The sequence below is a fragment of the Pseudomonas sp. B21-047 genome (assembly GCF_024748775.1).
Classification (GTDB): Bacteria; Pseudomonadota; Gammaproteobacteria; order Pseudomonadales; family Pseudomonadaceae; genus Aquipseudomonas; species Aquipseudomonas capeferrum.
In genome coordinates, this window is record NZ_CP087169.1 from 3039069 (window position 1) to 3064796 (window position 25728).

Consider the following 25728-nt stretch of genomic DNA (forward strand, 5'->3'; position numbering starts at 1 on the left):
CAGCAAAAAACGCGCCTGCCCAGGGGGCTCAACGTGATTGCAGGCAATTAGGCGGCTGCCGCTCGACCCAACGGGTCAGTTGTTCATGGGCATACGCCAGCTGCAGCACGGCATGGTCGGCCTGGGCGGGGCCTATGATCTGCAGGCCCATCGGCAGCCCCGCGGCATTGAAGCCAACCGGTACGCTCATGCTCGGCAAGCCGGCCAACGTCGGGCCGATGACTACCTCCATCCAGCGGTGGTAGGTGTCCATCGCCTGCCCGCCGACCACCTTCGGCCACGCTTGGGCTGCGTCGAAAGGGAACACCTGGGCAGCAGGCAACAGCAGAAAATCGTAACGTTCGAACAGGGTGTTCAACGCCTGGTACCAGGCGCTGCGGTCCAGCGAGGCCTGGTAAACGTCCGCCGCCGTCAGGCGCAGGCCCCCTTCAACCTCCCAGCGCGCCTCGGGCTTGAGCAGTGCGCGCTTCGCGGGGTGGGCATAGGCTGCGCTCAGGCTTCCGTGCACCAGGAAGTGGCGGTGAGTCAGCCAGCATTGCCACAGGCGCGCCATCTCGAAGCCTGGCTGGCACGCTTCGACTTCGCAACCCAGCGCGGCGAAGTCCGCCAAGGCCGCTTCGCACAGGCCCATTACCCCGTCATCCATCGGCAGGTAACCGTCATGGCTGCCCAGCCAGCCGACCCGCACGCCCTTGAAATCACGCGGCAGCCCATGGGCGAAGTCGCGCGGGCCGTCGCGCAGTGACAATGGCACCCGCGCGTCATGGCCGGCCTGGACCGACAGTAGCCGCGCCACATCTGTCACCGTGCGCCCCATCGGGCCCTCGGTGGCCAGCTGCTGCATGAACAGCTCCGGTGTCGGCCCATATGGCACCCGCCCTTGCGAAGGGCGCAGGCCAAACACATTGTTGAACGCCGCCGGGTTGCGTAGCGAGCCCATCATGTCGCTGCCATCGGCCACCGGCAGCAAGCGCAGGGCCAGGGCCGCAGCTGCCCCGCCACTGCTGCCACCGGCCACGCGGCTCGGGTCGTAGGCGTTGAGGGTGGTGCCGAACAGCGTGTTGTAGCTTTGCGAGCCGAGGCCGAACTCCGGCACATTGCTCTTGCCGATGATGATCGCCCCGCTGGCGCGCACCCGCGCCACGCTGAGCGCATCCTGCTCGGGCACATGCTCGGCGAACAGCGGCGAGCCCAGCGTGGTACGCAGCCCCGCCGTGGCCGCCAGGTCCTTGACCGCCTGCGGCATGCCATGCATCCAGCCTCGCGACTGCCCGCCCGCCAGCTCGCGGTCGCGCGCGTCGGCCTCGGCCATCAGCACCGCGCCCTCGCGCAGCGACACCAGCGCATTGACCTGCGGGTTGAAGCGTTCGATATGGCCCAGGTAGGCCTGCATCACTTCACGGCACGACACTTGGCGGGCATGAATCGCCTGGGACAGCGCCTCGGCATCCAGGGCAACGATCGGGTCGATGGCTAACAGGTTCACGGTTTCACTCCAAGGTTGAAGGCAACAGCCTTGCCAGCACGCGGGGCCTCTTTCAGGCAATAGGTGCCCAGCAGCGTCAGCAGGCACGCGAATAGCACATAGAACGACGGCGCTACCGGCGTGCCGAGCACCTTGCTCAGCCAAGTGACGATCAGCGGGGCGAAGCCGCCGAACACCATCACCGCAACGTTGTAGGCTACCGACACCCCAGTGGAGCGCACCTCGATCGGGAACTGCTCGGCCAGGGCGGTCGGCGCCGGGCCGAAGAAGCCGCCGATGGCAGTGCACAGCAGCAGTTGCATCACCAGCAGGCGCTCGATCGAGGGCGCCGCCGCTACCCAGACATACAACGGGTAGATCATCACGAAGAACGCCAAGGTAAAGGCCATCAGCACCGGCCGCCGGCCCAGGCGGTCCGATAACGCACCCGCCAGGGGGATCACCACGGTCATCAGGCCCACGGCCAGCATCTGCACCAGCAGCACCTGGTCCAGCGGCAGGCCCAGGTTCTTGTGGGCGAAGGTTGGCATGTTCACCAGCACGACATAGAACGACACCGTCGCCCCACAGGCCAAGCCCATCGACACCAACAGGCTGCGGCGGTGCTCACGCAGTACCTGCCACAAACTCGGCGCCTGGCCCTTGGCCTGCTTGCGGGCTTCGAGGAACTCCTCGGGCTCTTCCATGTGCTTGCGAATCCACAGCCCCACCGGGCCGATCAGCAAGCCGATCACGAACGGGATCCGCCAGCCCCAGCTGTCCAAGGCCTCGGGCGTGCACAGGTGGGTGACCAGCGCCACCATCGCCGCCCCGCTGAACACCGCCAGGCACTGCCCCACCAGTTGCCACGAACCATACAGCCCCTTGCGGTGGGCCGGTGCGCTTTCCACCAGAAACGCGGTGGCACTGGCGTATTCACCGCCCGTGGCAAAGCCCTGCAGCATGCGCGCCACCACGATCAGCAGCGGCGCGCCCATGCCGATGGCCAGGTAGCTGGGGGCAAAGGCGATCATCGCGATGGACACCGTCATCAGGCGGATGATCAGTTGCATCGCCGCCTTGCGCCCCTTGCGGTCGGAATACATACCTAGCAGCACCCCGCCCACCGGGCGCATGAAAAAGCCCACGCCGAAGGTGGCCAAGGCCATCAGCAGCGAGGCGTACTCGTCGTCGGAGGGGAAGAACTGGCGGGCGATGATGCTGGCCAGAAAGCCGTACACGATAAAGTCATACCACTCCAGGGCATTGCCGATGACCGCCGCGACCACTTGCCGGGTACGCGACGCGCCTGTATTGGAAGTCTGCATGCGGAGCACTCCATCAATCTGTTGGCCAGAAACGCTTCAAGTGATCGCCCAGGCACGCTCGCGCCCGGGTTCCAGCGGCAGTCGTCAATGCAGGGCTCAGGCGGGCTCGAGCCAGCGCTCGGTCAGCGCGCCCCAGTAAGCGGCGCCGGTCAGCAGGATGTCGTCGTTGAAGTCATAGGCCGGGTTGTGCACCATCGGCCGCTTCACGCCATTGCCGATGAACAGGTAGGCGCCAGGGCAGCGCTGCAGCATCCAGGCAAAGTCCTCGCTGCCCATCAGCTTGCGGGTATTGCCATCCACCGCGTCGGCGCCGAGCAGTTCGACACCGACCTGGTGGGCAAAGGCGTTTTCGGCGGCGTGGTTGACCAGCACCGGGTAAGCGGGACGATGCTCGATGCTGGCGGTGCAGCCATAGCTCTGCGCCTGGCTGACGATGATCGCCTGCACCCGCTCCAGGGTCTGTGCGCGCACCTCGGCATTCAGGGCGCGCAAGCTCAGACGCAGCAGGGCCTGCTGCGGGATCACGTTGGCTGCCTCGCCCGCCTGCAGCGCACCGACGGTCACTACCGCCGCTTCCTGGGCATCGATATTGCGTGCCACCACCGTTTGCAGTGCCATCACCACACTGGCCGCTGCCACCAGCGGGTCGACCGTCAGGTGCGGCATGGAACCATGCCCACCGACCCCCTCGATGGTCACCGTGAGCAAGTCCTGCGAGGCCATCATCGGCCCCTCACGGAAGCCCAGGTGCCCGGCTGGCAGCCCGGGCATGTTGTGCATGCCGAACAAGGCATCGCAGGGGAAGCGCTCCAGCAGGCCGTCGGCGAGCATCGCCTCGGCGCCACCTTGGCCCTCTTCAGCCGGCTGGAAGATCAGCGTCAGCGTGCCATCGAACTGGCGGGTAGCAGCCAGGTAACGGGCGGCACCCAGCAACATGGTGGTATGCCCGTCATGGCCGCAAGCGTGCATGCAGCCTTGGTGGCGGCTGCTGTAGGCAGCGCCGGTGGCCTCGTGAATGGGCAGCGCGTCCATGTCGGCACGCAGGCCGAGCTTACGTGGGCTGCTGCCGTTGCGCAGCACGCCGACCACGCCGGTCTTGCCGATGCCGGTGTGTACTTCGTAGCCCCAGTCTTTGAGCAATTGCGCGACCAGGGCCGAGGTGCGGCTTTCTTCGAAACCGAGTTCGGGGTGAGCGTGGATATCGTGGCGGATGGCGTGCAGGTCGCTGGCCACGTCGTTGAGCCAGGCCAGGATGTGCTGATGGTGCGGCATGTGGAATCTCCTCGCGCGGGTGGGTCCCGTTCTTGTTGTTCGCTTTGAGATCACGACGGGGAAGGCAGGTCGTGGTTACGGACAGATAAGCGCGACGCGGGCCGGAGCACAATTGAATGTGGTTCCACGGGGTGGAACATGGCAGCGAAGGGGGATTGCGGGCGGGCGGCTATGGGTATGTCTTGGGAGTTTTTGCGCCTATGAGATCGAGCGCCGCCCGCGCGGCGCTCGATCTCGCAGGCGCTAAACCTCCCAACCCCTACACCTGCCAGCCCCACCCCAATCCCCGCACAGACCCTGAAATTACTGCTACCGTGCCCCATTTCCCCAGCCAAGGAGCTGCCCAATGCCACCACGCAACCCAACCCCTACCGGTTTCGTCCGTGTCCGTGGCGCTCGCGAGCACAACCTCAAGAACATCGACGTCGACATCCCCCGCGACGCGCTGGTGGTATTCACCGGTGTATCCGGCTCTGGCAAGTCTTCACTGGCCTTCTCCACCCTGTATGCCGAAGCGCAGCGCCGCTACTTCGAATCGGTCGCGCCCTATGCCCGGCGCCTGATCGACCAGGTTGGCGTACCCGACGTGGACGCCATCGAAGGCCTGCCCCCTGCGGTGGCCCTGCAGCAGCAACGCGGCACGCCAAGCGCGCGTTCGTCGGTGGGCAGCGTCACCACATTGTCCAGCTCGATCCGCATGCTCTACTCGCGTGCCGGCCACTACCCGGCCGGGCAGGCCATGCTGTACGCTGAAGACTTCTCGCCCAATACCCCACAAGGGGCCTGCCCCGAATGCCACGGCCTGGGCCGTGTCTACGAGGTGAACGAGGCAACCATGGTCCCCGACCCGTCGCTGACCATACGTGAGCGGGCGGTGGCCGCGTGGCCGATGGCCTGGCAGGGCCAGAACCTGCGCGATATCCTGGTGACCATGGGCTATGACGTTGACACCCCCTGGCGCGACCTGCCCCAGGAGCAACGCGACTGGATCCTCTACACCGAAGAAACCCCCACCGTGCCGGTCTACGCCGGGCTCAGCCCGGCGCAGACCCGCGCCGCACTCAAGCGCAAGCTCGAACCCAGCTACCAAGGCACCTTCAGCGGCGCCCGGCGCTACGTGATGCACACGTTCATGCATTCGCAGAGCGCGCAGATGCGCAAGCGCGTCTCCCAATTCATGCGCCCAAGCCCCTGCCCGCTGTGCCAGGGCAAACGGCTCAAGCGCGCAGCGCTGGCCGTGACCTTCGCCGGCCGCGACATCGGCGAGCTGTCACGCCTGCCTTTGCAGACGCTAGCCGAGGTGTTCCGCTCGGTGGCAGCCCCCGGTTATCTGCAACAGCATGAAGACACCCTGACCCTGGAAAAGCGCCTGGCCGCCCAGCGCATCGCCCACGAACTGCTGGAACGAATCGCGCCGCTGATTGACCTGGGCCTCGGCTACCTGGCCCTGGAACGCAGCACGCCGACACTGTCCTCGGGCGAACTGCAACGCCTGCGCCTGGCCACCCAGCTCAACTCGCAACTGTTCGGCGTCATCTACGTGCTCGACGAACCGTCGGCCGGCCTGCACCCGGCCGACAGCGAAGCGCTGTTCGACGCCCTGCAACGGCTCAAGCGGGCGGGCAATTCGGTATACGTGGTTGAGCACGACCTGGATACCATGCGCCGCGCCGACTGGCTGGTGGACGTCGGCCCGGCAGCCGGCGAGCATGGCGGGCAGGTACTGTACAGCGGCCCGCCCGCAGGCCTGGCCGAGGTCGAGGTATCGCGCACCCGCGCCTATCTCTTTGCCCCGCAGCAGCCAGCCGCTCGGGCGCCACGAAAGGCGCAGGCCTGGCTGCAGCTGGAGGGCATCACGCGCAACAACCTCAACAACCTCAGCACCCGGTTCCCTTTGGGGTGCTTCACCTCGGTGACCGGTATTTCCGGCTCGGGCAAGTCGAGCCTGGTCAGCCAGGCGCTGCTGGAACTGGTCGGTGCCCACCTGGGCCATGCCGAACAGCGTGCCGAGCCCGAGGAGCAGAGCCTGGAGGACGAGCCCGAGCAGACCAGCGCAGGCCGTGTCAGTGCGGGCCTGGACAACATCAAGCGGCTGGTGCAGGTCGACCAGAAGCCCATCGGCCGCACGCCGCGCTCCAACCTTGCCACCTACACCGGCCTGTTCGACTACGTGCGCAAGCTGTTCGCCAGCACCGAGCAGGCCAAGGCGAACGGCTTCGATGCCGGGCGGTTTTCGTTCAACGTTGCCAAGGGCCGTTGCGAGAACTGCGAGGGTGAAGGGTTCGTCAGCGTCGAGCTGCTGTTCATGCCCAGCGTGTATGCACCCTGCCCCACCTGCCATGGCGCCCGCTACAACCCCGATACCCTGGCAGTGACCTGGCAGGGCATGAACATCGCCCAGGTGCTGCAACTGACCGTTGACCAGGCCCTTGCGGTGTTCGCCGAACAACCGCCGGTACGACGCTGCCTGCAGGTCCTGCAGGATATCGGCCTGGGTTACCTGCGCCTGGGTCAGCCGGCCACCGAGCTGTCCGGCGGCGAGGCGCAACGCATCAAGCTGGCCACCGAGCTGCAGCGCACCGCGCGCGGGGCGACGCTGTACGTGCTGGACGAGCCCACCAACGGGCTGCATCCGCAGGACATCGACCGCCTGCTGGTACAACTCAATCGCCTGGTCGATGCCGGGCATAGCGTGGTGGTGGTCGAGCATGACATGCGCGTGGTGGCGCAAAGCGACTGGGTGATCGACATCGGGCCGGGGGCTGGGGATGCCGGCGGCAAGGTGGTGGTCAGTGGGACGCCACAATCGGTTGCCCAGTGCAAAGACAGCCGCACCGCCAGCTTCCTGGCCAACGCGTTGTAGGCGCGGCAAACGTGAGCGCAGACAGTTTTAATGCCCATGCCCGTCACGTACAGTCTGCCTATGAACAAATACGCCCCACGCCAGTGGCTCCCTCACGAAAAACCCAGCCTGCCTGGGTCGCCCTCTACTCCCCTGCACACGCCCGGAAAACGCCTGGCCTATGGGGTGGTGGGGCTGCTGGTGGCGATCACCGGTGGCCTGGGCAGCGCGCTGGTAACGGCCAACCTGGTGTTCCTGCAGGGTGCCCTTGGGGCGACCACCGCCGAAATGGCCTGGCTGCCGGCCGCCTATGTGATGACCAACGTGTCGATGAACCTGCTGCTGGTCAAGTTTCGCCAGCAGTTCGGCTTGCGCGCCTTCACCGAAGTGTTCCTGGTGCTCTATGTACTGGTCACCTTTGCCCACCTGTTCGTCAATGACCTGAACTCGGCAATCGCCGTGCGCGCCGCCCACGGCATGGTCGGCGCCGCGCTCAGTTCGCTGGGCCTGTACTACATGATCCAGGCGTTCCCTGCGCAGTGGCGGCTCAAGGCTATGGTCCTGGGCCTTGGCGCCTCGCAGCTGGCCTTGCCGCTGGCGCGGATCTTCTCCGAAGACTTGTTGCAGATCGCTGAATGGCGCGGGTTGTACCTGTTCGAGTTGGGCCTGGCACTGGCCGCACTGGGTTGCGTGCTGATGCTCAAGTTGCCGCCTGGCGACCGCTTCAAGACCTTCGAGCCGCTCGATTTTCTGACCTTCACCCTGATGGCCAGCGGCACCGCCCTGCTTTGCGCCGCACTGTCGCTGGGGCGCATCGACTGGTGGCTGGAGGCGCCCTGGATCGGTGTGGCCCTGGCGTCGTCGATCGGCCTGATATTCAGCGGCCTGGCCATCGAACACAATCGCCAGAACCCCTTGCTGATGACACGCTGGCTGGGCAGCGGCACGATCATCCGCCTGGCCCTGTGCGTGATCCTGATTCGCATGGTGACCTCGGAGCAGTCCACTGGTGCGGTGGGGTTTCTGCAGGCGCTGAACATGGGCAGCGAGCAGATGCGCACGCTGTACGCGATCATGCTGTTCGGCGCGGTGGCCGGCCTTGCCACCAGCGCCCTGACCATCGACCCCAAGCACCTGGTCATCCCGCTGCTGGTTTCGCTGCTGGCAATGGCCGTCGGGGCCTTCATGGACAGCAGCTCAAGCAACCTCACGCGCCCGGCGCAGATGTACCTTAGCCAGTTCCTGCTGGCCTTCGGCAGCACCTTCTTCCTGGGCCCGTCGATGGCCCTGGGCATCAGCCATGTGCGGGCCAACCCGCGCAACCTGGTGAGTTTTTCGGTGCTGTTCGGCATCTGCAACAACCTCGGCGGCCTGATTGGCGCAGCGCTGCTCGGCACCTTCCAGACCTGGCGGGAAAAATTTCACTCCAGCCACCTGATGGACCGGCTCAGTTACCTTGAGCCGCTGGTCAACGCCCGCGTGCAAAGCGGTGGCGGCGGTTATGCCGGGATCCTCGCCGACCCGGCGCTGCGCAGCGAAGCCGGCCTGCGCGTGCTAGCCAGTGCGGCCACCCGGGAGGCCAACGTGATGGCCTACAACGATGTCTTCATGCTGATCGGCAGCATCGCTATCCTGACCATGGTCTGGATCTGCATCCGCAGCACCTGGCTCTGGTACACGGCCGCCAAGGCCACCTCCTCCGACTCTAGCCGTAGCGCGCCTACCCGATGACCGACGAAACCCGCACGACCACCACCACCGCCCTCGCCGAGACCCCGGAAGGCACGCCGCCCCCCAGTGAACCGACCAGCCCGGTACGCTCGCGCCGGGTGCGCATCCTGTCGACGGTCAGTTTTGCCTGCGTAGCCCTGGCCGGCATCCTGTTGGTGCTCTATGCCTGGCGCCTGCCGCCGTTCGGCAGCGCCATCGAGAGTACCGAAAATGCCCTGGTGCGCGGCCAGGTGACCATCATCGGCCCGCAACTCAGTGGCTACATCGTCGATGTACCGGTGCATGACTTCCAGTTCGTCAAGGCGGGCGACCTGCTGGTGCAACTGGACGACCGCATCTACAAGCAACGCCTGGCCCAGGCCATCGCCCAATTGCAACAGCAACAGGCGGCACTGGCCAATAACCTGCAGCAACGCAACAGTGCCGAGGCCACCATCGCCCAGCGTCAGGCTGCCATCGGTGATGAGGCAGCCCAAGCGACCAAGGCCAAGGCCGACCTCGGCCGTAACCAGGCACTGGTCAGCGACGGCTCGGTGTCGCGCCGCGAGCTGGACCTGGCCCGTGCCAGCCAGGCGGCTGCCGTCGCCAGCCTGGCCCAGGCCAAGGCTGCACTGGAAATCGCCCGCCAGGACCGGGAAACCGTGGTGGTCAACCGGGCTGCGCTGCAAGCCGCGGTGGAAAATGCCAAGGCCGCCGTGGAGCTGGCCCGCATCGACCTCGACAACACCCGTGTGACCGCCCCGCGCGACGGCCAGCTGGGGCAGATTGGCACGCGCCTGGGGGCCTACGTGAACTCGGGTGCGCAATTGATGGCGCTGGTGCCCGACACGCTGTGGGTGATCGCCAACCTGAAGGAAACCCAGATGGCCGCAGTGCGTATCGGCCAGCCGGTGAGTTTCACCGTGGATGCCTTGAACCACCTGAAGCTGTACGGCCATGTGCAGCAGATTTCGCCGGCCACCGGCTCCGAGTTCGCGCTGCTGCAGGCGGACAACGCCACCGGCAACTTCGTCAAGATTGCCCAGCGGATCCCGGTGCGCATCACCGTGGATGCCGACCAGCCCCAGGCAAAACGGTTACGGCCAGGTATGTCGGTGGTGGTGAGCATCGACACCCGTGACGGGCAGTAGGTACCTGCCGAGGTGCCGTCTTGCCGCTCTAGGCCGTGGGGTTTGCCTGGCTTTGGCTTGGCGGTGGTGCTGATATCGAGCGCCGCCCGCGCGGCGCATCGCGACGCAAGGCCGCTCCTACATTTGTTTCGGGCCAATTATTCCTGTGGCATTGGCGCGCGGCCCCTTGGTGCCCCCTCAATATCGCGTCGTACAAACAAGGCGGTCGCGCGCAAATGCCACTGGCCTCACTGGCCCGAAACGAATGTAGGAGCGGCCTTGCGTCGCGATGCGCCGCGCGGGCGGCGCTCGATATCCGCCCCCCTGAAGAAACCAAGCCAGGCACCTGGTGCCCCCTACAATCTCCAGCCCCCCTCAAAAATACTCGAACAACACAACTGCCTCCCCACAACGTAAACCTACGCGCTACAACCATGCAGCCAGCACAACCGGCAACCAGGCAAACGACAGCACAGTCGAACACATCACCAGGTTCGCCACCTGCTCGGGCGAGCGATTGGCCCGTACCGCCATCAGGTAGTTGAACACCGCCACCGGCATCGCGGACTGCAGCATCAGCACCGCCCGCTCCAGCGGTTCCATGCCCAGCCCCGCGCCCACGGCCCAACCCACTGCCGCGCCCAGCACGATACGCAGCCCACCCAACAGGATGCCGCTGCCGACATGCTGCAAGCGGATGCTGGCCAACGATACCCCCAGGGTCAGCAGCATCAGCGGTATGGTCATGCCGCCAAGCAGGTCTGCCGTGTTGGCCAACCAATGCGGCAGTTCGAAATCGAGAAAGATGATCGGCATCGCCCCCGCCAGGCTGATCACGATGGGGTTGCGGGCCAGCGCCTTGAGTGACGCCGCCGTGCCCGAGATGGCCATGCCGATGGTGAACTGCACGATCGACAGGGTCAGGAAAAACGCCACCGCCAGGGCCAGCCCATGCTCGCCGAAGGCGTACAGGCTGATCGGCAGGCCCATGTTGCCGGTATTGGGGAACATGAACGCCGGCAACAGCACCCGCCAGTGTTGCCCCGAGACGCGGCACACCAGCAGCCCTGCCAGGGCCATGCCCAGCGTGCACAACAGGCAGGCCACGGCCATGCTGGTGAACGCCGTCGGGTCCAGTTCGGTGCGGCTCAAGGTCGACAGCACCAGCGAGGGCGTGCCGACCGTCATCACGATCCTGGCGATGAACTCGGTGGGGTAGTCCAAGCCTTTGCGAGCCCAGGCGAAACCAATGCCGGCAACGATGAACACGGGTGCCAGAACGGCGAACAACGATGCCAGCATGAGCCTTACCTTCCTGGGTTGGGGAAGGCGTCAGTATGCCGCAGTGTTACGCCGCATCAACCCGGAAACAGAAATGGGTTGATGCTGCTACGGGCAAAGCCTTGCCCTTCAAGCTCGGCATCCAGCCGCAGCGTGGCCAGGTCATCGGCGACAGGTTCCAGCGCCGGGTCGTGCTCGTAATAGAACGCCTTGAGGTAGCTTTCGCAGTCGCCGCAGCTTTCTGCCTTGACCGCACTGTCCTGACGCTCCAGCGACCAATAGTCCAGTTTGCCGGTGTGTTCGCAATTGCTGCACTTGACCCGCACCATGTGCCAGCGGCTCTCGCACAGCCCGCAATGCAAATAGCGCAGCCCGGCACGCTTGCCCGTGAGGATGACGCTGGCCACCGGCGCGCTGGCGCATACCGGGCAGAACTGGCGGTGCTCCCCCACTGCCGCGTGGGCATGGGCAGGCAGTGCCGCCGCAAGTTGCACGAAGTACAGCCCCAGGGCGGCCCACAGGAACAGCGCCTGGCCGCTGTCCACTTCGCCATAGCGGCCCTGCAGCAGGTGCTCGGCGCAGGCTTCGCGCTGTTCGTGGCTCAATGCGGCAAGCGCATCCAGCGCGGCGCGTACCGGGCCGCTGGCCTCAGCGCGCAGCTCTTCGATCAACGCTTCGAGCGCTTGCTGCCAGTAACGCGAACGCGGCAACTGCTGCACCGCTAACGGCGCAGCGTCGCCCATCCGCTGGGCAAGGGCCTCAAGCTCGGGCGCAGGCACCTGAAAACGCTCCAGCAGCCGCTGCTGGGCCTGTGCAACGGTGGCGGCGAAGCCCAGGTAATCAGCCTGCTCATGCCCCTCGGCCAGCTGGCGCAAACGCGCTGCGCGCTTGGCAAAGTGCTGACCCAATTGCGGCAGCAACAAGGCGCTGATAGCGCCCACGCCACCGCTGGGCTGCTCGACCGCCGTCAGTTTGATGCTGCTGCTCATTTCTTCTCACTCTTGTTGCTGATCTGCTGGTACCAGCGGTCATGGTGCGACTTGGCCCAGGTACGCGAGACGTAGCCTGTGATCATGCCGCGAATCGAGCCCTTGACCCAGAACGCCAGGTAAGCGTGGCCGATGATCAGCAAGATCAGCGAGATGCCGGCCAGGGCATGGGTAAACAGGGCAATGCGGATCAGCGGGATGCTGAAGTAATCGGCAAACCACGGCCGCCAGATGATCACGCCACTGCCCATCAGCAAGGTGATCAGGCCCATGATCCCCCAAAACAGGATCTTCTGGCCGGCGTTGTACTTGCCGATGCGCAGCGGCTGGCTGTGATCGCCTGCCAGCACCTTGTTGACGTTGCGAAACCAGATGGCGTCTTCACGTTCGGGCAGGTTGTACCTGACAAAGCGCACGAACAGGAACATCAGCACCACGTACACCACCACCCCGAAAAACGGGTGAAGGATACGCGCCAGCTGTGGCGTGCCGAACACCCCGTTGAGCCAGTTCAGCGACGGGAAGAACCACGACAGCCCCGACATCGCCACCAGGAAGAAACAGATGACCATGAACCAGTGGCTGGCCCGGTCGATGAAGCGCGTGCGCAGAATCAGTCGGTCCTTGTTCATACCTGGGTCTCCTTTTCGTCTTCCTCGACTTCGTTGGGGCCAACACCGATGTAGTGGAACACCGTGCCCGCCAGGGTGGCGAAGAACGCTGCGGCGGCCACCGGCTTCAGCCAGCCTTTCCAGCCCTCGATGGCGCTGCTGATGCGCGGGTCCGGGTTGAGCTTGTGGTACAGCTGCGGCTTGTCGGCGTGTTGCAGCACGTAGAACACATGGGTGCCACCCACGGCCTGCGGGTCGTAGATACCGGCACCGGCAAAGCCGCGGCCTTGCAGTTCGCTCACGCGCTCTTCGGCCTGCACCAGCATGTCGGCCTTGCTGCCGAAGTTGATCGCGCCGGTCGGGCAGGTTCTAACGCAGGCCGGTTCCTGGCCGACCGTGACCCGGTCGACGCACAGCGTGCACTTGTAGGCCTTGTTGTCCTTCTTGCTGATGCGCGGCACATCGAACGGGCAGCCGGCCACGCAGTAGCCGCAGCCGATGCAGTGCTCGGACTGGAAATCGACGATACCGTTGGCGTACTGAATGATCGCACCCGGTTGCGGGCAAGCCTTCAGGCAGCCAGGGTCGGCGCAGTGCATGCAGCCATCCTTGCGGATCAGCCATTCCAGCTTGCCGTTTTCGTCCTGGTGCTCGTCGAAACGCATCAGCGTCCAGGTGTCTGGCGTAAGATCGGCCGGGTTGTCGTACACGCCGACGTTGTGCCCGACCTCGTCACGCAGGTCGTTCCACTCGTTGCACGCTACCTGGCAGGCCTTGCAGCCGATGCAGATGCTGACGTCGATCAGCTTGGCCACCTCGGCCTGGTGGTCGCGGGCACGGGGCGCGGGGGTGAAGGCGTTGGTCGCCGAACGGCGAATGATGTCTTGGGATTGCAGGGACATGTGCGTCGCTCCGTCAGGCCTTTTCCACGTTCACCAGGAACGCTTTGTATTCCGGGGTGTTGGTGTTGGAATCACCCACGCCTGGGGTCAGCGTGTTGGCCAGAAAACCCTTGCGGGTAGCGCCTTCGAAGCCCCAGTGGCAAGGGATGCCGATGGTGTCGACCATCTGCCCGGCAACCTCCAGGCGCTGGACCCGCTTGGTGACCACCGCCTTGGCCTTGATGTAGCCGCGCTTGGTGGTCACCCGCACCAGGTCGCCCTGGACGATGCCCTTCTCCTTGGCCAGCACTTCGCCAATCTCGATGAACTGCTCGGGCTGGATGATCGCGTTGAGCCGCGAGTGTTTGGTCCAGTGGCGGAACAGCTCGGTGATCGAATAGGTGGTGGCCACGTAAGGGAACTCCTCACGGCTGCCCATGCGCGCCCGGTCGCTTTCGTACAGCCGTGCGGTCGGGCTCTTGCTGACATTGGGGTGCAGCGGGTTGGACACCAGCGGGCTTTCGATCGGTTCGTAATGCTCAGGGAACGGCCCATCGTTCATGGCCCCGACCGAAAACAGCCGCCCTACCCCTTCGGGCAGCATGATGAACGGGTTGACATCGCTGCCGGGCGCGGCGGTAACCGGGTAGTCCGGCACATCGCTGCCAGCCCAGCGGCTGCCATCCCAGGCAATGATCTGGCGCTTCGGGTCCCAGGCCTTGCCCTGAGGGTCGGCCGAGGCACGGTTGTAGAGGATGCGGCGATTCTGCGGCCAGGCCCACGCCCAGCCCGGTGTGCAGCCCAGGCCGCTGTCGGCGTTGTCGCGGCGGGCCATCTGGTTGCCGGCTTCGGTCCAGGAACCGGCGAACACCCAGTTAAAGCAGGCGGTACTGCCGTCGTCACGCAATTGGGCGAAGTTGTCCAGCAACTGGCCCTTGCGCAGCACCAGGTTGCCCTTGTCGTCATGCAGGTCGGTCAGGGCGTAGCCGTTGGACTCCTTGGCGACTTCCTCGGGTTCTGGGTCGTAGGGGTTCTTGTAGTCCCAGGCCATGTTCAACACGGGCTCGGGGCACACGCCGCCCTCGCGGCGATACAGCTCGCGCAGCTTCATGAACAGGTGGCCGAGGATCTTGCCATCGTGCCAGGCTTCACCCGGTGGCGCCGCGCCGGCCCAGTGCCATTGCAGCCAACGGCTGGAGTTGACGATCGAGCCGTTCTCTTCGGCGAAGCAGCTGGAGGGCAGGCGGAAGACCTCGGTCTGGATGGCTGCCGGGTCGACGTCGTTGGACTCGCCATGGTTCTGCCAGAAGCTCGATGTCTCGGTCGCCAGCGGGTCGATGATCACCAGGAACTTGAGCTTGGCCAAGGCCTCGGCAGCCTTGTTCTTGTCCGGGAAGGCCGCGATCGGGTTGAAGCCCTGGGCAATGTAGCCGTTGACCTTGCCTTCGTACATGCGGTTGGAATAGTTGAGCACATCGTAGCTGTCGTCCCACTTGGGCAACCAGTCGAAGCCCCAGTTGTTCTCGCGGGTGGCCTGGTCGCCCCACAGGCTCTTCATCAGGCTGATGAAGAACTTGGGTGTGTGCTGGTAGTAGTTGACCTGCCCCGGCAGCTGGGCGCTGGGGGTGGTTTCCTTGAGGTAGGTTTCGACGCTGGTCTGGTTGTCGGACGGCAGGTTCATGTAACCCGGCAGGCGTTGCGACAACAGCCCCAGGTCGGTATAGCCCTGGATGTTGGAGTGCCCGCGCAGGGCGTTGACGCCGCCACCGGCCATGCCGATATTGCCCAGTAGCAGTTGGATCATGCCCGAACCGCGGATCATCTGGGCGCCCGTGGTGTGGTGGGTCCAGCCCAGGGCATAGAGGAAGGTCGCAGTCTTGTCTGGTGCGCTGGTGCTGGCAAGGATCTCGCAAATCTGCAGGAAATCGTCCTTGGGCGTACCGCACAACTCGTTGACCCGCTCCGGCGTGTAGCGGCTGACATGCTGCTTGAGCAGGTTGTACACGCACCGCGGGTGGTTGAGCGACATGTCGCGTTTGGCAAAGCCCTGCTCGTCGAGCTCGTAGGCCCAGGAGCTGCGATCGTAGCGTCGGGTGCCTGCGTCGTAACCGCTGAACAGGCCGTCGTCGAAACTGTAGTCGCTGCGCACGATCAGGCTGGCATTGGTGTAGGCACGCACGTACTCATGCTGGATACGGTCGTGGCTGATCAGGTAATTCACCACCCCCATGAGGAAGGTGATGTCGGAGCCGGCGCGGATCGGCGAGTACAGGTCGGCCACCGAGGCGCTGCGGTTGAAGCGCGGGTCGACCACGATCACCTGGGCGCCGTTGCGGATCTTCGCCTCGATCACCCACTTGAAGCCCACCGGGTGCGCTTCGGCGGGGTTGCCGCCCATGATCAGCACCACGTTGGCGTTCTTGATGTCCACCCAGTTGTTGGTCATGGCGCCACGGCCAAAGGTCGGTGCCAGCGCCGATACGGTCGGGGCGTGACACACCCGGGCCTGGCTGTCGGTGCCGAGGATGCCCAGAGCGCGAGTGAAGCGCTGATCGAGCGAGCCGGTTTCGCTGCTGGCCGCCGAGGAACAGAGCATGCCGGTGGACAGCCAACGGTTGACGGTTACGCCCTTGGCGTTCTTTTCGATGAAGTTGGCATCGCGGTCGTCCTTCATCAGGCGGGCGATGCGCTCGATGGCATGGTCCCAGCTGATGCGCTGCCACGTGTCCGAGCCTGGGGCGCGGTACTCCGGGTACAGCAGGCGCTGTTCGCTGTGGATGTAGTCCACCAGCCCCGCCCCTTTCGGGCACAGCGAGCCCCGGCTGACCGGGTGGTCCGGGTCGCCTTCGATATGGAAGATGCGCGCCTTGGCGTTCTTCGCACCGTCGCCCAGGCTGTACATGAGGATGCCGCAGCCTACCGAGCAGTAGGTGCAGTTGTTGCGTGTCTCTTTGGCGCGCAACAGCTTGTATTGGCGTGACTGGCTGGCATTGGCCACCGCCGGTGCAAAGCCCAGCGACACGCTGGTCGCTGCCGCCGCCCCGGCCGTGCAAAGTTTGAAAAATTGTCGTCTGCCAAGTGCCATGGGCATCTCCTCATCTAAGCCCGGCTCGGTACCGGGCGAACAGGCGTTACTTATCAACGGGTGTTATCGGCAAGTCGTTCTAGTTGGGTGACGGGCACTAATCGGCGGCAATAGGTATTCGCAGTGCGTTGATATAAACGCAACTTTTTGGCAAACACTAAATGGGCCGTGGCATCACTCGTTTATCAAGGCGCCCCTTGCAGGTCGCGGCCGCCATTGTAGTGGCAGGATGCCGCAGGGACCAATTGACCGGCTTGATCGCTTGATAAGTTTTATCGATCAATGCACTGCAATGGCAACTAACTGCATAACTGTATTGATCCAGGTCAATAAACGCACACGGCAACTCGATAAATCCATGAATCAATACGACTAAAGTTATTTACCCTGACAAATTATTATTAGCAGGCTGTAGTCTGGGTGCAGCTGCACTCCCCCTGCGGCGTCTCGTCGCAGGCCAATGCCCCTTGGGCAAATCGATGCAAGCACGTAGAATCGCGCTTCCTTTTCGCCCGTCGCCTTGAACGGTGGCAACCGGCAGCAACGACAGAGTCCGTGCCTGAACACATGAACGCACATGTGAAATAGGCTCAACCCACCCCGCCCGGCCCAGTTCTTCCAAGGCCCAGCGGTTGAGTCTTGCCCAGGTCGCATCCCTCCCAGGCACATCCGTGCAGCCTCTTGGCCCCTTATCGGGCCATGTCGGCGTGCGCGTCCGAAGAGGCGCTCATTCCGCTCATCCACCTTGAGGTACATATGTCTCCGCGTTTGCTGGCCATGGCGCTGGCGCCCCTGCTCGGGCTGTTTATCATTGCCCTGGGCAACGGCTTCATGTCTTCCCTGACCACCCTGCGCCTGGGCGCTGCCGGTGAATCGGCAACCACCATCGGTATCGTGTCGTCGAGTTACTTCATTGGCCTGACCCTTGGCGCGATCTTCAATGACCGGCTGATCCTGCGCATCGGCCATATCCGCGCCTACACCAGCTTCGCCTCGCTGATCGCTGCAACCATCCTGCTGCAGGGGATGTTCTACGACACTACGTGGTGGTCGATCCTGCGTTTGATCAACGGCTGGGCCGCGGTGGGCGTATTCCTGGTGATCGAGAGCTGGCTGCTGCTGGCCGGCGACGCGAAGATCCGGGGCCGCCTGCTGGCGCTGTACATGATTGCCTTCTATGGCGCTGGCGTGATTGCCCAGGCAGGCCTTGGCGAGATCACTCGCCTGGGCGATACCGCACCGTTCATGCTCGCCGGCATGCTTGCGGCGCTGTCGGTGCTGCCGATCGTGATCCTGCCGCGGGTGTCGCCGCTGCTGGACCAGGTCGAGCCACTGAAACCGCGGCAACTGCTGGGTGTTGCACCGTCGGGCCTGGTCGGCTGCTTCGGTTCGGGCGTGGCGATTGCCGGCATTTATGCCCTGCTGCCGCTGTACCTGCAGCGCATCGGCCTGGACGTGGGGGAAGTCGGCAACATGATGGCCTGGGTCATCCTCGGTGCCATGCTGCTGCAATACCCGGTTGGCCGCTGGTCTGACCGCAAAGACCGCCAGGACGTGCTGATTGCCCTGGCCGGGCTGTGCGTGGTGCTGTCGTTGATCACGGTGTTCCTGCCGTCTGAATCGTCATTGCTGCCGGCGATGCTGTTCCTGCTGGGTGGCGGGGTGTTCGCCCTGTACCCGGTGGCGGTCAGCCACGCGGCCGACCGTGCACCGTCCGACGCCCTGGTGCCGATGATCCAGGGCTTGCTGCTGATCAACTCGCTGGGCTCGGCGCTGGCGCCATTGGCGATTTCGCCGATGATGACGTCGTTCGGCGAAGCGGGGCTTTTCTGGGCCTTTGCGGTGGTCAACTTGGGGATGGTGAGCTTCTTCCTGTGGCGCCGTGGCAAGCGCCCGGCGGCGGAGCACCCGGCACCGTTCACCGCCTCGACTACCTTCTCGCCCACAGGCGCTGAGCTGCGGGTGACCGAAGACCTGATGCATGCGGCGCAGGAGCATCCGCCGCTGGAACCCGTGGAAAGCACCCGCCCCGACCCCATCCGCTAATCGCTTTTTGTAGGAGCGGCCTTGCGTCGCGAACGGGTTGCGCAGCAGCCCCGGCAATCTCTGCGGCCAAGCTGAAATCCCGGGGCTGCTGCGCAACCCGTTCGCGACGCAAGGCCGCTCCTACACAAGGCCGGATCCGGGCTGTGCGTGACCACCCGTCGCCCGAAGGGCACCGCGCCGGCGCTGCCCGGCCAAAGGAATGACAGATCATCCGCAAGGGAGATACACCATGATCCGCATTCGTCCCCTCTCGCTGTGCCTGGCCCTGGCCTTGGGCGTCATCAGCGGCACCAGCTTTGCCGCCACCGAGCCCACCAATACCGACAGCCACCCGCAAACCGATCAATCCGGCGGCAAGACCGCCGGTGATGACAGCAGCGTCAACAGCCCCGGCAGCGGCCAGGACAACGACAGCAGCAACACCGGCACCAGCACCGATGCTGCAGACGGCGCCAGTGGCGGCTCCAACAGCACGGGCGAGGCCACAGGCTCGGGGGCTGGCAGCAGCGGCGGCACCGCCGAGGACCAGGACAGCCGTTAAGGCCAGCCTGGACTACACTGCGCCCCATTGCCCTGCCAAGGAATTGCCATGAACATCAAACCGTGGCTGCTCGCAGCCCTGCTGCCGTGCAGCGCACTGGCCGCAGGGCCGGGTTCTGGTGCGCTGTCGATCAGCTCATCGTCGTTCACTGACGGCGGGGTGATCGCCTTGCAACAGGTCGGGCCAGACCCGGCCTGTGGTGCCGGTGAGGAACGCACGCCGCAGTTGAGCTGGGACAACCTGCCCGCAGGCACCCGCTCGCTGGCGTTGGTGATGTTCGACCCCGATGGCGGCAAGGGCCTCGGGGTGGTGCACTGGATCGCCTACAACATCGACCCGGCCCTGGATGGCTTGAAAGAAGGTGTGGCCGGGCAAACCACCCATGCCGTGACGGTGGGGCGCAATTCCCGCGGCACCGCCAGCTACCGAGGCCCCTGCCCGCCCGCCGGGGACAACCCGCACCACTACGCACTGACCTTGATCGCCACCGACCTGGCACCCGGCATCCTGCCAGCTGAACTGGACCGCAATGGGCTGCTTGAATTGCTGCAAGGCCATGCACTAGGTGCGCAAACCTTGGTAGGGCGTTACGGCCACTGATATTGGCAGTAATGATCTGCCCCATAGCATTTACCCATTGAACGGCACGCCCGATCTGCAGTAAGCTCGGGCTCATTCACTGGAGAGCAACATGCCGAAACACACCTGCAATCACGCCAACCACACCGGTCGCACCCTGCGCCCTGTGCTGGCCGTTGCCGGTAGCATGGCCCCTGCCAGCTTTTATTTTGGGTATTGGTTTAGCCACTAGGCGCCGCTGATACCTACACGGCGCCCACTTTCGAGGGGCCGCCGAACATGAGAATACTCAAACCCCCGGTCGGCTCCCCGACCGGGGGTTTTGCTTTTCAGGCCTTTGAACAACACCGATTCATATTGAGGACAGATCCATGAACTACGCCACTTATTACTCCGCAAGCACCTATGCCTGGCGATTTAGCCAATCCCGTTCGGGCCAGCCTGCCGCCTCCGTTCGGTCCCTCAAAGGTGGCAACGCTGCAGACAACACACACTCAACGATCTGTCGAACACCTCGATAGGGCCGACCGCGCGGGCCACAACCCGCCGTCCGCCCAGGGAAAAACGCCATGCAAGCCTCGAACCTCGCCCTGCCCCTGACCCAACCGCAAGCTGCCAATACCACCGTCAGCCAGCGCCTGCCCAGCCCGCACCTGCTCAAGCAGCAAATGCCGCTGACCGCTGAACTCACCCAGCAAGTCCATGCCCATCGCCAGGCCATCCGCGCCATTCTCGAAGGCCGCGACGAGCGCCTGCTGGTGGTAGTCGGCCCATGCTCGATCCATGACCCACGCTCGGCCCTGGAATACGCCGACCGCCTGGCCGCGCTGAGCCGCGAGGTGGACGGCAAGCTGCTGTTGGTGATGCGCGCCTACGTCGAAAAACCCCGCACCACGGTGGGCTGGAAAGGCCTGGCCTACGACCCGCGCCTTGATGGCAGCGATGACATGCATGCAGGTATCGCCCTGTCGCGCGGCCTGATGTTGAACATGATCGAGCGCGGCCTGCCGATTGCCACCGAACTCTTGCAACCGATGGCCGCGGGCTACTTCGACGACCTGCTGGGCTGGGCCGCCATCGGCGCGCGTACCACCGAGTCGCAGATCCACCGCGAAATGGTCAGCGGCCTGGATTTGCCCGTAGGTTTCAAGAACGGCACTGACGGCGGCATCGGCGTTGCTAGCGACGCCATGCGCAGCGCCGCCCACCCGCATCGCCACTTCGGCATGGATGCGCAGGGCTACCCCGCGATCATCGAGACCCTCGGCAACCCCGACACCCACCTGGTGCTGCGTGGCGGCCACAAGGGCCCGAACTACGATGCGGCAAGCATCGCCCAGGCCCGCCAGGGGTTGGCCAAGGTCGGTTTACAGGCGCGGATCATGGTCGATTGCAGCCATGCCAACAGCGGCAAGGACCCGGCGCGTCAGCCAGCGGTGTTCGAGGACGTACTGGCGCAGCGCCTGGCCGGTGACCGCTCGATTGTCGGTGTGATGATCGAAGGGCATCTGTTCGATGGCTGCCAGGCCTTGGGCAAAGGCGCTTTGAAGTACGGCGTGTCGATCACCGACGGTTGCCTGGGCTGGGCCGCCACCGAAACGCTATTGCGCGAGGCTGCACAAAAACTGTAGGAAGCCACCAGCAAGCCTTGCGAGACATTTCCCGAACAAGTGCGCTAGGCTTGCATTTTTACCCTAAGGAGCAGTACCCATGGCCCGTGCCACCGCCCGCCACATCCTGGTCAGCAGCGAAGACAAGTGCAACGAACTCAAGGCCCAGATCGAAGCAGGTGCCGACTTCGCTGAAGTCGCCAAAACCAACTCCACCTGCCCTTCCAGCCGCCAAGGCGGCGACCTGGGCTCGTTCGGCCCAGGCCAGATGGTGAAGGAGTTCGACACCGTGGTCTTCAGCGCGCCGCTGAACGTTGTCCAGGGCCCGGTCAAGACCCAATTCGGTTATCACCTGCTGGAAGTGACCAGCCGTCAGGACTGATGCCACGTTGTTCCTCTGGAACGACGTATCACCTGTAGCAGCACCGGCGTGCTGCTACCGGGGCTTGTATCGCCTGGGCTGGCTGGCATTGGCACTGTGCCTGGCCCAGCCCGCCCACGCCGGCCCCAGCCACGCCTTGACCGTCTATGGCGAAGCACCCCGCTACAGCGACACCTTCCGCCATTTCGACTACAGCAACCCCGACGCCCCCAAGGGCGGCATGCTGCGCCGCTCGGCCCTCGAGATTGGCCAGTTCGACCACATTCTTCCGTACATCGACAAAGGCACCGGCGTCAGCGAAGTCGATGGCTGGCTGTACGCGCCGCTGGCCGTGCGCGCGTTCGATGAACCCTACACCGTTTATGGCCTGATCGCCCGGCGCATGGAACGCGGCCCTGAAGATGCCTGGCTGCGCTTCGAGATCGACCCGCGCGCCACCTTCGCCGACGGCAAGCCGGTGCGCGCCGAAGACGTGCGCTTTACCTTCGAGCTGCTGATGCGCAAGGGCAGCCTCAAGTACCGCACGCAGTTCGCCGATGTCGTCGGGGTGACGGTCGAAAGCCCCCATCGCGTGCGCTTCGACTTCAGGCAAGGCCATGGCCGCACCCTGCCGCTGGACCTGGCGAGCCTGCCGGTGCTGCCCGAGCATGACTGGCAGCAGCGCGACTTCGCCAACGGCGGCGGCTTCGAGCGGCCGGTGGGCAGCGGCCCGTACCGCATCGGGGCTATCGATAATGGCCGCAGCATCACCTTTGAACGGGACCGCAACTGGTGGGCCAAAGACCTGCCTGTCAGCCGTGGCCGGTTCAACTTCGACAAGCTGCGTATCGAGTACTTCGGCGACACCGAAGTGGCGCGCCAAGTACTCAAGGGCGGCGGCTACGACTACAACCGCGAATTCTCCGCCACCGGCTACACCCTAGGCTACAAAGGCGCACAGCTGGACGACGGCCGTCTGCAGCGGGCTCACCTGGGGCCAGCCAAACCGCAAGTCGCCCAAGGTTACGTGTTCAACCTGGACAAACCGCAGTTCCACGACCGCCGCGTGCGCCAGGCGCTGGGCATGCTCTGGGACTACGAGTGGAGCAACCGGCAGATGATGCGCAACCTCTACATCCGCCAGCAGAGCGTGTTTTCCAACACCCCGCTGGCAGCCCGCGAACTGCCGGACGCCAGCGAGCTGGAACTGCTGGAACCGTTGCGCGGCAAGGTGCCTGATGAAGTCTTCACTCACGTCTTCACGGCCCCGGTCACCGATGGCTCTGGCATTGTCCGCACTCAGCAGCTGCAAGCGCTGGCCTTGCTTGAGCAAGCCGGCTGGCGCCCCGAGGGCGATCGCCTGGTGAACACCCACGGCGAACCGCTGGAATTCACCTTCCTCAATGGCCAGGCTGGCCTGGAGCGCCTGCTGCTGCCCTGGAAGCGCAACCTGGCGCAGATCGGTGTCACCCTCAACATCCGCAATGTCGACTCGGCCCAGTACGTCAACCGCCTGATGGCGCGTGACTACGACATGATCGTCACCGGCTACCCGGTGACGCTGTCGCCCGGCGCCGAGCTGTACAACTACTTTGGCTCGCAAGCGGCCCACGACCCCGGCTCGAACAACCTGATGGTGCTCCAGGATCCGGCCGTCGACAGCTTGGTCGATGGCCTGGTGCGCGCCAGTACGCAAGCCGACATGCTGCGCCATGCCCATGCCCTGGACCGCGTGCTGCAGTGGAACTACTACTGGATCCCCAACTACTACCCACCCGGCAGTTCCACGCTCTGGTGGAACCGCTTCGGCCTGCCCAAGGTGCAGGCCACCTATGACGAAGGCCTGGACACCTGGTGGGAAGTCAGCCCTACCGCGCTGACCAACGCGCAGATGGCCGAGCGCAGGAAGGCCACCCCATGACCGCCTATGTGCTGCGTCGCCTGTTGCTGATCATCCCGACCCTGCTGGCGATTTTGTTGGTCAACTTCGCCATCGTCCAGGCCGCGCCGGGCGGCCCGGTAGAGCAAGCGGTGGCGCGGCTGCAGGGCATCGGCGGCGGCGCGCCAGGCGCGCGTGCCGAAGGGGTGCACAGCGAATCGCGGGCCACCCGTGGCCTGGACCCGAAACTGATCGAAGAGATCAAGCGCCAGTACGGCTTCGACAAGTCAGCCCCCGAGCGCCTGTGGCTGATGCTCGGCCAGTACACCCGGCTCGACTTCGGCCAGAGCTTCTTTCGCGGGGCCAAGGTCACCGACCTGATCCTCGACAAGCTGCCGGTCACCTTGTCACTGGGCTTCTGGGCCACGCTCATCACCTACTTGGTGTCTATCCCGTTGGGCATCCGCAAGGCCGTGCGCCACGGCAGCCGGTTCGATGCCTGGAGCAGCGGGTTGATCGTGATCGGCTATGCCCTGCCCTCGTTTCTGTTCGCCTTGTTGCTGATCGTGCTGTTTGCCGGTGGCACGTCACTGAACTGGTTCCCGGTGCGCGGCCTGGTATCGGAGAACTTCGACCAGCTGAGCCTGCTGGGCAAGGTCGCCGACTATTTCTGGCACCTGGTGCTGCCGGTCGGTGCGCTGGTGATCGGCGGTTTCGCCACCCTGACGCTGCTGACCAAAAATGCCTTTCTCGACGAGATTTCCCGCCAGTACGTGGTCACCGCCCGGGCCAAGGGCCTGAGCGAGCGCCGCGTGCTCTACGGCCATGTGTTGCGCAATGCCATGCTGCTGGTGGTGGCCGGGCTGCCCCAGGCGTTGATCACGGTGTTTTTCGCAGGGTCGCTGTTGATCGAAGTGATCTTTTCCCTCGATGGGCTTGGGCGGATGAGCTATGAGGCAGCCGTGTCGCGCGACTACCCGGTGGTGTTCGGCACGCTGTTCATCTTTACCCTGGCAGGGCTGTTGATCCGCCTGATCGGCGACTTGTGCTACACACTGCTCGACCCGCGCATCGACTTCGACACGAGGGCCAACTGATGCTCTCGCCCGTCTCGCGCCGCCGCCTGCAACGCTTTCGCCGCAACCGCCTTGGCTGGGTCTCGCTGTGGCTGTTTGCCGGCCTTTTGCTGCTGAGCCTGGGCGCGGAGCTGGTGGCCAATGACAAACCTTTGCTGCTTGGCTACAAGGGCGAGCTGTACACCCCGGCGCTCAAGCGTTACACCGAGCAGCAATTCGGCGGCCAGTTGCCGTTTCAGCCGGACTACCGCAGTGCCTACGTGCGCCAGTTGATCGACAGCCAGGGTGGCTGGATGCTGTTCGCACCGATCCCGTTCAGTGCCGACACGCCGAACTACGATTTGCAAGTACCGACCCCCAGCCCGCCCAGCGCAGCCAACTGGCTGGGCACCGATGACCAGGGACGTGACGTGCTGGCGCGGGTGCTGTACGGCACACGGGTGTCGCTGCTGTTCGCCTTTGCCTTGACTGTGGTCAGCGTGCTGATTGGCGTGACCGCAGGGGCGCTGCAGGGCTATCACGGCGGTTGGGTCGACCTGCTCGGGCAGCGCCTGCTGGAAGTATGGTCGGGCTTGCCGGTGCTGTACCTGCTGATCATTCTCAGCGGCTTCGTCGAGCCGGACTTCTGGTGGTTGCTGGGGATCATGGCGCTGTTCTCCTGGCTGGCCCTGGTCGATGTGGTGCGTGCCGAGTTCCTTCGGGGGCGCAACCTTGAGTACGTCAAAGCCGCGCGCGCGTTGGGGCTGCCCGACAGCCAGGTGATGCTGCGGCACATCCTGCCCAATGCCATGAATGCCACCCTGACGTATGTGCCGTTCATGTTGACCGGGGCGATCACCACCTTGACCGCGCTGGACTTTCTGGGCTTCGGCATGCCGGCCGGGAGTGCTTCGCTGGGCGAGTTGGTGACCCAGGGCAAGCAGCACCTGGAGGCCCCTTGGCTTGGGTTTACCGCGTTTTTCGCGCTGGCACTGGTGCTGTCGTTGCTGGTGTTCATCGGCGATGCACTGCGTGAGGCGTTCGACCCACGCGGGTAACAGCC

Annotated in this window: 19 protein-coding genes; 11 read left to right on the forward strand and 8 right to left on the reverse strand. The window is 64.7% G+C overall.

Going from position 1 to position 25728, the window contains the following annotated elements; all coding sequences use genetic code 11:
• Window positions 1–28 precede the first annotated feature (28 nt).
• The 3 genes from LOY26_RS13655 to LOY26_RS13665 all read right to left on the reverse strand — a co-directional run bounded on the left by LOY26_RS13655 (window position 29) and on the right by LOY26_RS13665 (window position 4065).
• The gene (locus LOY26_RS13655; protein ID WP_258713647.1) at window positions 29–1486 is read right to left on the reverse strand and encodes an amidase; all 1458 of its coding nucleotides are present in this window, start codon (window positions 1484–1486) and stop codon (window positions 29–31) included.
• On the reverse strand, window positions 1483–2793 hold the full coding sequence (locus LOY26_RS13660) for a citrate-proton symporter (RefSeq protein ID WP_258713648.1): 1311 nt from the start codon (window positions 2791–2793) through the stop codon (window positions 1483–1485). Before LOY26_RS13660 ends, LOY26_RS13655 begins: the two co-directional genes overlap by 4 nt.
• A 96-nt stretch (window positions 2794–2889) precedes the next feature.
• The gene (locus LOY26_RS13665) at window positions 2890–4065 is read right to left on the reverse strand and encodes a M20 aminoacylase family protein (protein WP_186665249.1); all 1176 of its coding nucleotides are present in this window, start codon (window positions 4063–4065) and stop codon (window positions 2890–2892) included.
• Between the two features lie 346 nt (window positions 4066–4411).
• Between LOY26_RS13665 and uvrA the strand changes: the two genes are divergently transcribed.
• The 3 genes from uvrA to LOY26_RS13680 are packed head-to-tail and all read left to right on the forward strand — an operon-like array spanning window position 4412 to window position 9768.
• Window positions 4412–6928 carry an excinuclease ABC subunit UvrA gene (uvrA, locus tag LOY26_RS13670; RefSeq protein ID WP_258713649.1) on the forward strand — a complete coding sequence of 839 codons (2517 nt, stop codon included), beginning with the start codon at window positions 4412–4414 and terminating at the stop codon, window positions 6926–6928.
• A gap of 60 nt (window positions 6929–6988) precedes the next feature.
• On the forward strand, window positions 6989–8638 hold the full coding sequence (locus tag LOY26_RS13675) for an MFS transporter (RefSeq protein WP_033698066.1): 1650 nt from the start codon (window positions 6989–6991) through the stop codon (window positions 8636–8638).
• Complete coding sequence (locus LOY26_RS13680) at window positions 8635–9768, forward strand: HlyD family secretion protein (protein ID WP_258713650.1); 1134 nt, start codon at window positions 8635–8637, stop codon at window positions 9766–9768. Before LOY26_RS13675 ends, LOY26_RS13680 begins: the two co-directional genes overlap by 4 nt.
• A 405-nt stretch (window positions 9769–10173) precedes the next feature.
• Here LOY26_RS13680 and LOY26_RS13685 read toward each other — a convergent pair whose 3' ends face one another.
• From LOY26_RS13685 to fdnG, 5 genes are read right to left on the reverse strand one after another with little or no spacing between them, the layout of a single operon-like run.
• Complete coding sequence (locus LOY26_RS13685) at window positions 10174–11049, reverse strand: AEC family transporter (RefSeq protein ID WP_186665245.1); 876 nt, start codon at window positions 11047–11049, stop codon at window positions 10174–10176.
• Between the two features lie 56 nt (window positions 11050–11105).
• Complete coding sequence (fdhE, locus tag LOY26_RS13690; RefSeq protein WP_258713651.1) at window positions 11106–12017, reverse strand: formate dehydrogenase accessory protein FdhE; 912 nt, start codon at window positions 12015–12017, stop codon at window positions 11106–11108.
• Window positions 12014–12649 carry a formate dehydrogenase subunit gamma gene (locus LOY26_RS13695; RefSeq protein WP_033698072.1) on the reverse strand — a complete coding sequence of 212 codons (636 nt, stop codon included), beginning with the start codon at window positions 12647–12649 and terminating at the stop codon, window positions 12014–12016. Before LOY26_RS13695 ends, fdhE begins: the two co-directional genes overlap by 4 nt.
• Window positions 12646–13530, reverse strand: a complete 885-nt coding sequence (gene fdxH, locus LOY26_RS13700; RefSeq protein WP_258713652.1) for a formate dehydrogenase subunit beta — start codon at window positions 13528–13530, stop codon at window positions 12646–12648. The genes LOY26_RS13695 and fdxH overlap by 4 nt, the downstream gene beginning before the upstream one ends.
• A 13-nt stretch (window positions 13531–13543) precedes the next feature.
• Window positions 13544–16594 (reverse strand): formate dehydrogenase-N subunit alpha, encoded by a 3051-nt coding sequence (fdnG, locus tag LOY26_RS13705; RefSeq protein ID WP_186665241.1) that lies wholly within the window; start codon window positions 16592–16594, stop codon window positions 13544–13546.
• Window positions 16595–17350: 756 nt separating this feature from the next.
• Between fdnG and LOY26_RS13710 the strand changes: the two genes are divergently transcribed.
• The 8 genes from LOY26_RS13710 to LOY26_RS13745 all read left to right on the forward strand — a co-directional run bounded on the left by LOY26_RS13710 (window position 17351) and on the right by LOY26_RS13745 (window position 25723).
• The gene (locus LOY26_RS13710; protein WP_033698075.1) at window positions 17351–18640 is read left to right on the forward strand and encodes an MFS transporter; all 1290 of its coding nucleotides are present in this window, start codon (window positions 17351–17353) and stop codon (window positions 18638–18640) included.
• Between the two features lie 229 nt (window positions 18641–18869).
• Window positions 18870–19181 carry a hypothetical protein gene (locus LOY26_RS13715; RefSeq protein WP_033698082.1) on the forward strand — a complete coding sequence of 104 codons (312 nt, stop codon included), beginning with the start codon at window positions 18870–18872 and terminating at the stop codon, window positions 19179–19181.
• A 48-nt stretch (window positions 19182–19229) separates the two neighbouring features.
• Window positions 19230–19781: a YbhB/YbcL family Raf kinase inhibitor-like protein gene (locus tag LOY26_RS13720; protein ID WP_033698083.1), complete on the forward strand. Its 552-nt coding sequence runs from the start codon at window positions 19230–19232 to the stop codon at window positions 19779–19781.
• Between the two features lie 548 nt (window positions 19782–20329).
• Window positions 20330–21391: a 3-deoxy-7-phosphoheptulonate synthase gene (locus tag LOY26_RS13725; protein WP_186661391.1), complete on the forward strand. Its 1062-nt coding sequence runs from the start codon at window positions 20330–20332 to the stop codon at window positions 21389–21391.
• Between the two features lie 79 nt (window positions 21392–21470).
• A complete protein-coding gene (locus tag LOY26_RS13730; RefSeq protein WP_186661390.1) occupies window positions 21471–21752 on the forward strand; it encodes a peptidylprolyl isomerase in 282 nt (93 codons plus the stop codon).
• Window positions 21753–21816: 64 nt separating this feature from the next.
• Complete coding sequence (locus LOY26_RS13735; RefSeq protein ID WP_258714907.1) at window positions 21817–23652, forward strand: extracellular solute-binding protein; 1836 nt, start codon at window positions 21817–21819, stop codon at window positions 23650–23652.
• Complete coding sequence (locus LOY26_RS13740) at window positions 23649–24707, forward strand: microcin C ABC transporter permease YejB (RefSeq protein ID WP_186665236.1); 1059 nt, start codon at window positions 23649–23651, stop codon at window positions 24705–24707. The genes LOY26_RS13735 and LOY26_RS13740 overlap by 4 nt, the downstream gene beginning before the upstream one ends.
• Entirely contained in the window at window positions 24707–25723 is a 1017-nt protein-coding gene (locus LOY26_RS13745; protein WP_186661385.1) for an ABC transporter permease, read from the forward strand. The genes LOY26_RS13740 and LOY26_RS13745 overlap by 1 nt, the downstream gene beginning before the upstream one ends.
• Window positions 25724–25728 lie beyond the last annotated feature (5 nt).

Bases quoted from the DNA above. Each gene is read 5' to 3' on its own strand.
- LOY26_RS13660 (WP_258713648.1), bottom strand. From the start codon at position 2,793: ATGCAGACTTCCAATACAGGCGCGTCGCGTACCCGGCAAGTGGTCGCG.
- LOY26_RS13665 (WP_186665249.1), bottom strand. From the start codon at position 4,065: ATGCCGCACCATCAGCACATCCTGGCCTGGCTCAACGACGTGGCCAGC.
- uvrA (WP_258713649.1), top strand. From the start codon at position 4,412: ATGCCACCACGCAACCCAACCCCTACCGGTTTCGTCCGTGTCCGTGGC.
- LOY26_RS13675 (WP_033698066.1), top strand. From the start codon at position 6,989: ATGAACAAATACGCCCCACGCCAGTGGCTCCCTCACGAAAAACCCAGC.
- LOY26_RS13680 (WP_258713650.1), top strand. From the start codon at position 8,635: ATGACCGACGAAACCCGCACGACCACCACCACCGCCCTCGCCGAGACC.
- LOY26_RS13685 (WP_186665245.1), bottom strand. From the start codon at position 11,049: ATGCTGGCATCGTTGTTCGCCGTTCTGGCACCCGTGTTCATCGTTGCC.
- fdhE (WP_258713651.1), bottom strand. From the start codon at position 12,017: ATGAGCAGCAGCATCAAACTGACGGCGGTCGAGCAGCCCAGCGGTGGC.
- LOY26_RS13695 (WP_033698072.1), bottom strand. From the start codon at position 12,649: ATGAACAAGGACCGACTGATTCTGCGCACGCGCTTCATCGACCGGGCC.
- fdxH (WP_258713652.1), bottom strand. From the start codon at position 13,530: ATGTCCCTGCAATCCCAAGACATCATTCGCCGTTCGGCGACCAACGCC.
- fdnG (WP_186665241.1), bottom strand. From the start codon at position 16,594: ATGGCACTTGGCAGACGACAATTTTTCAAACTTTGCACGGCCGGGGCG.
- LOY26_RS13710 (WP_033698075.1), top strand. From the start codon at position 17,351: ATGTCTCCGCGTTTGCTGGCCATGGCGCTGGCGCCCCTGCTCGGGCTG.
- LOY26_RS13715 (WP_033698082.1), top strand. From the start codon at position 18,870: ATGATCCGCATTCGTCCCCTCTCGCTGTGCCTGGCCCTGGCCTTGGGC.
- LOY26_RS13720 (WP_033698083.1), top strand. From the start codon at position 19,230: ATGAACATCAAACCGTGGCTGCTCGCAGCCCTGCTGCCGTGCAGCGCA.
- LOY26_RS13725 (WP_186661391.1), top strand. From the start codon at position 20,330: ATGCAAGCCTCGAACCTCGCCCTGCCCCTGACCCAACCGCAAGCTGCC.
- LOY26_RS13730 (WP_186661390.1), top strand. From the start codon at position 21,471: ATGGCCCGTGCCACCGCCCGCCACATCCTGGTCAGCAGCGAAGACAAG.
- LOY26_RS13740 (WP_186665236.1), top strand. From the start codon at position 23,649: ATGACCGCCTATGTGCTGCGTCGCCTGTTGCTGATCATCCCGACCCTG.
- LOY26_RS13745 (WP_186661385.1), top strand. From the start codon at position 24,707: ATGCTCTCGCCCGTCTCGCGCCGCCGCCTGCAACGCTTTCGCCGCAAC.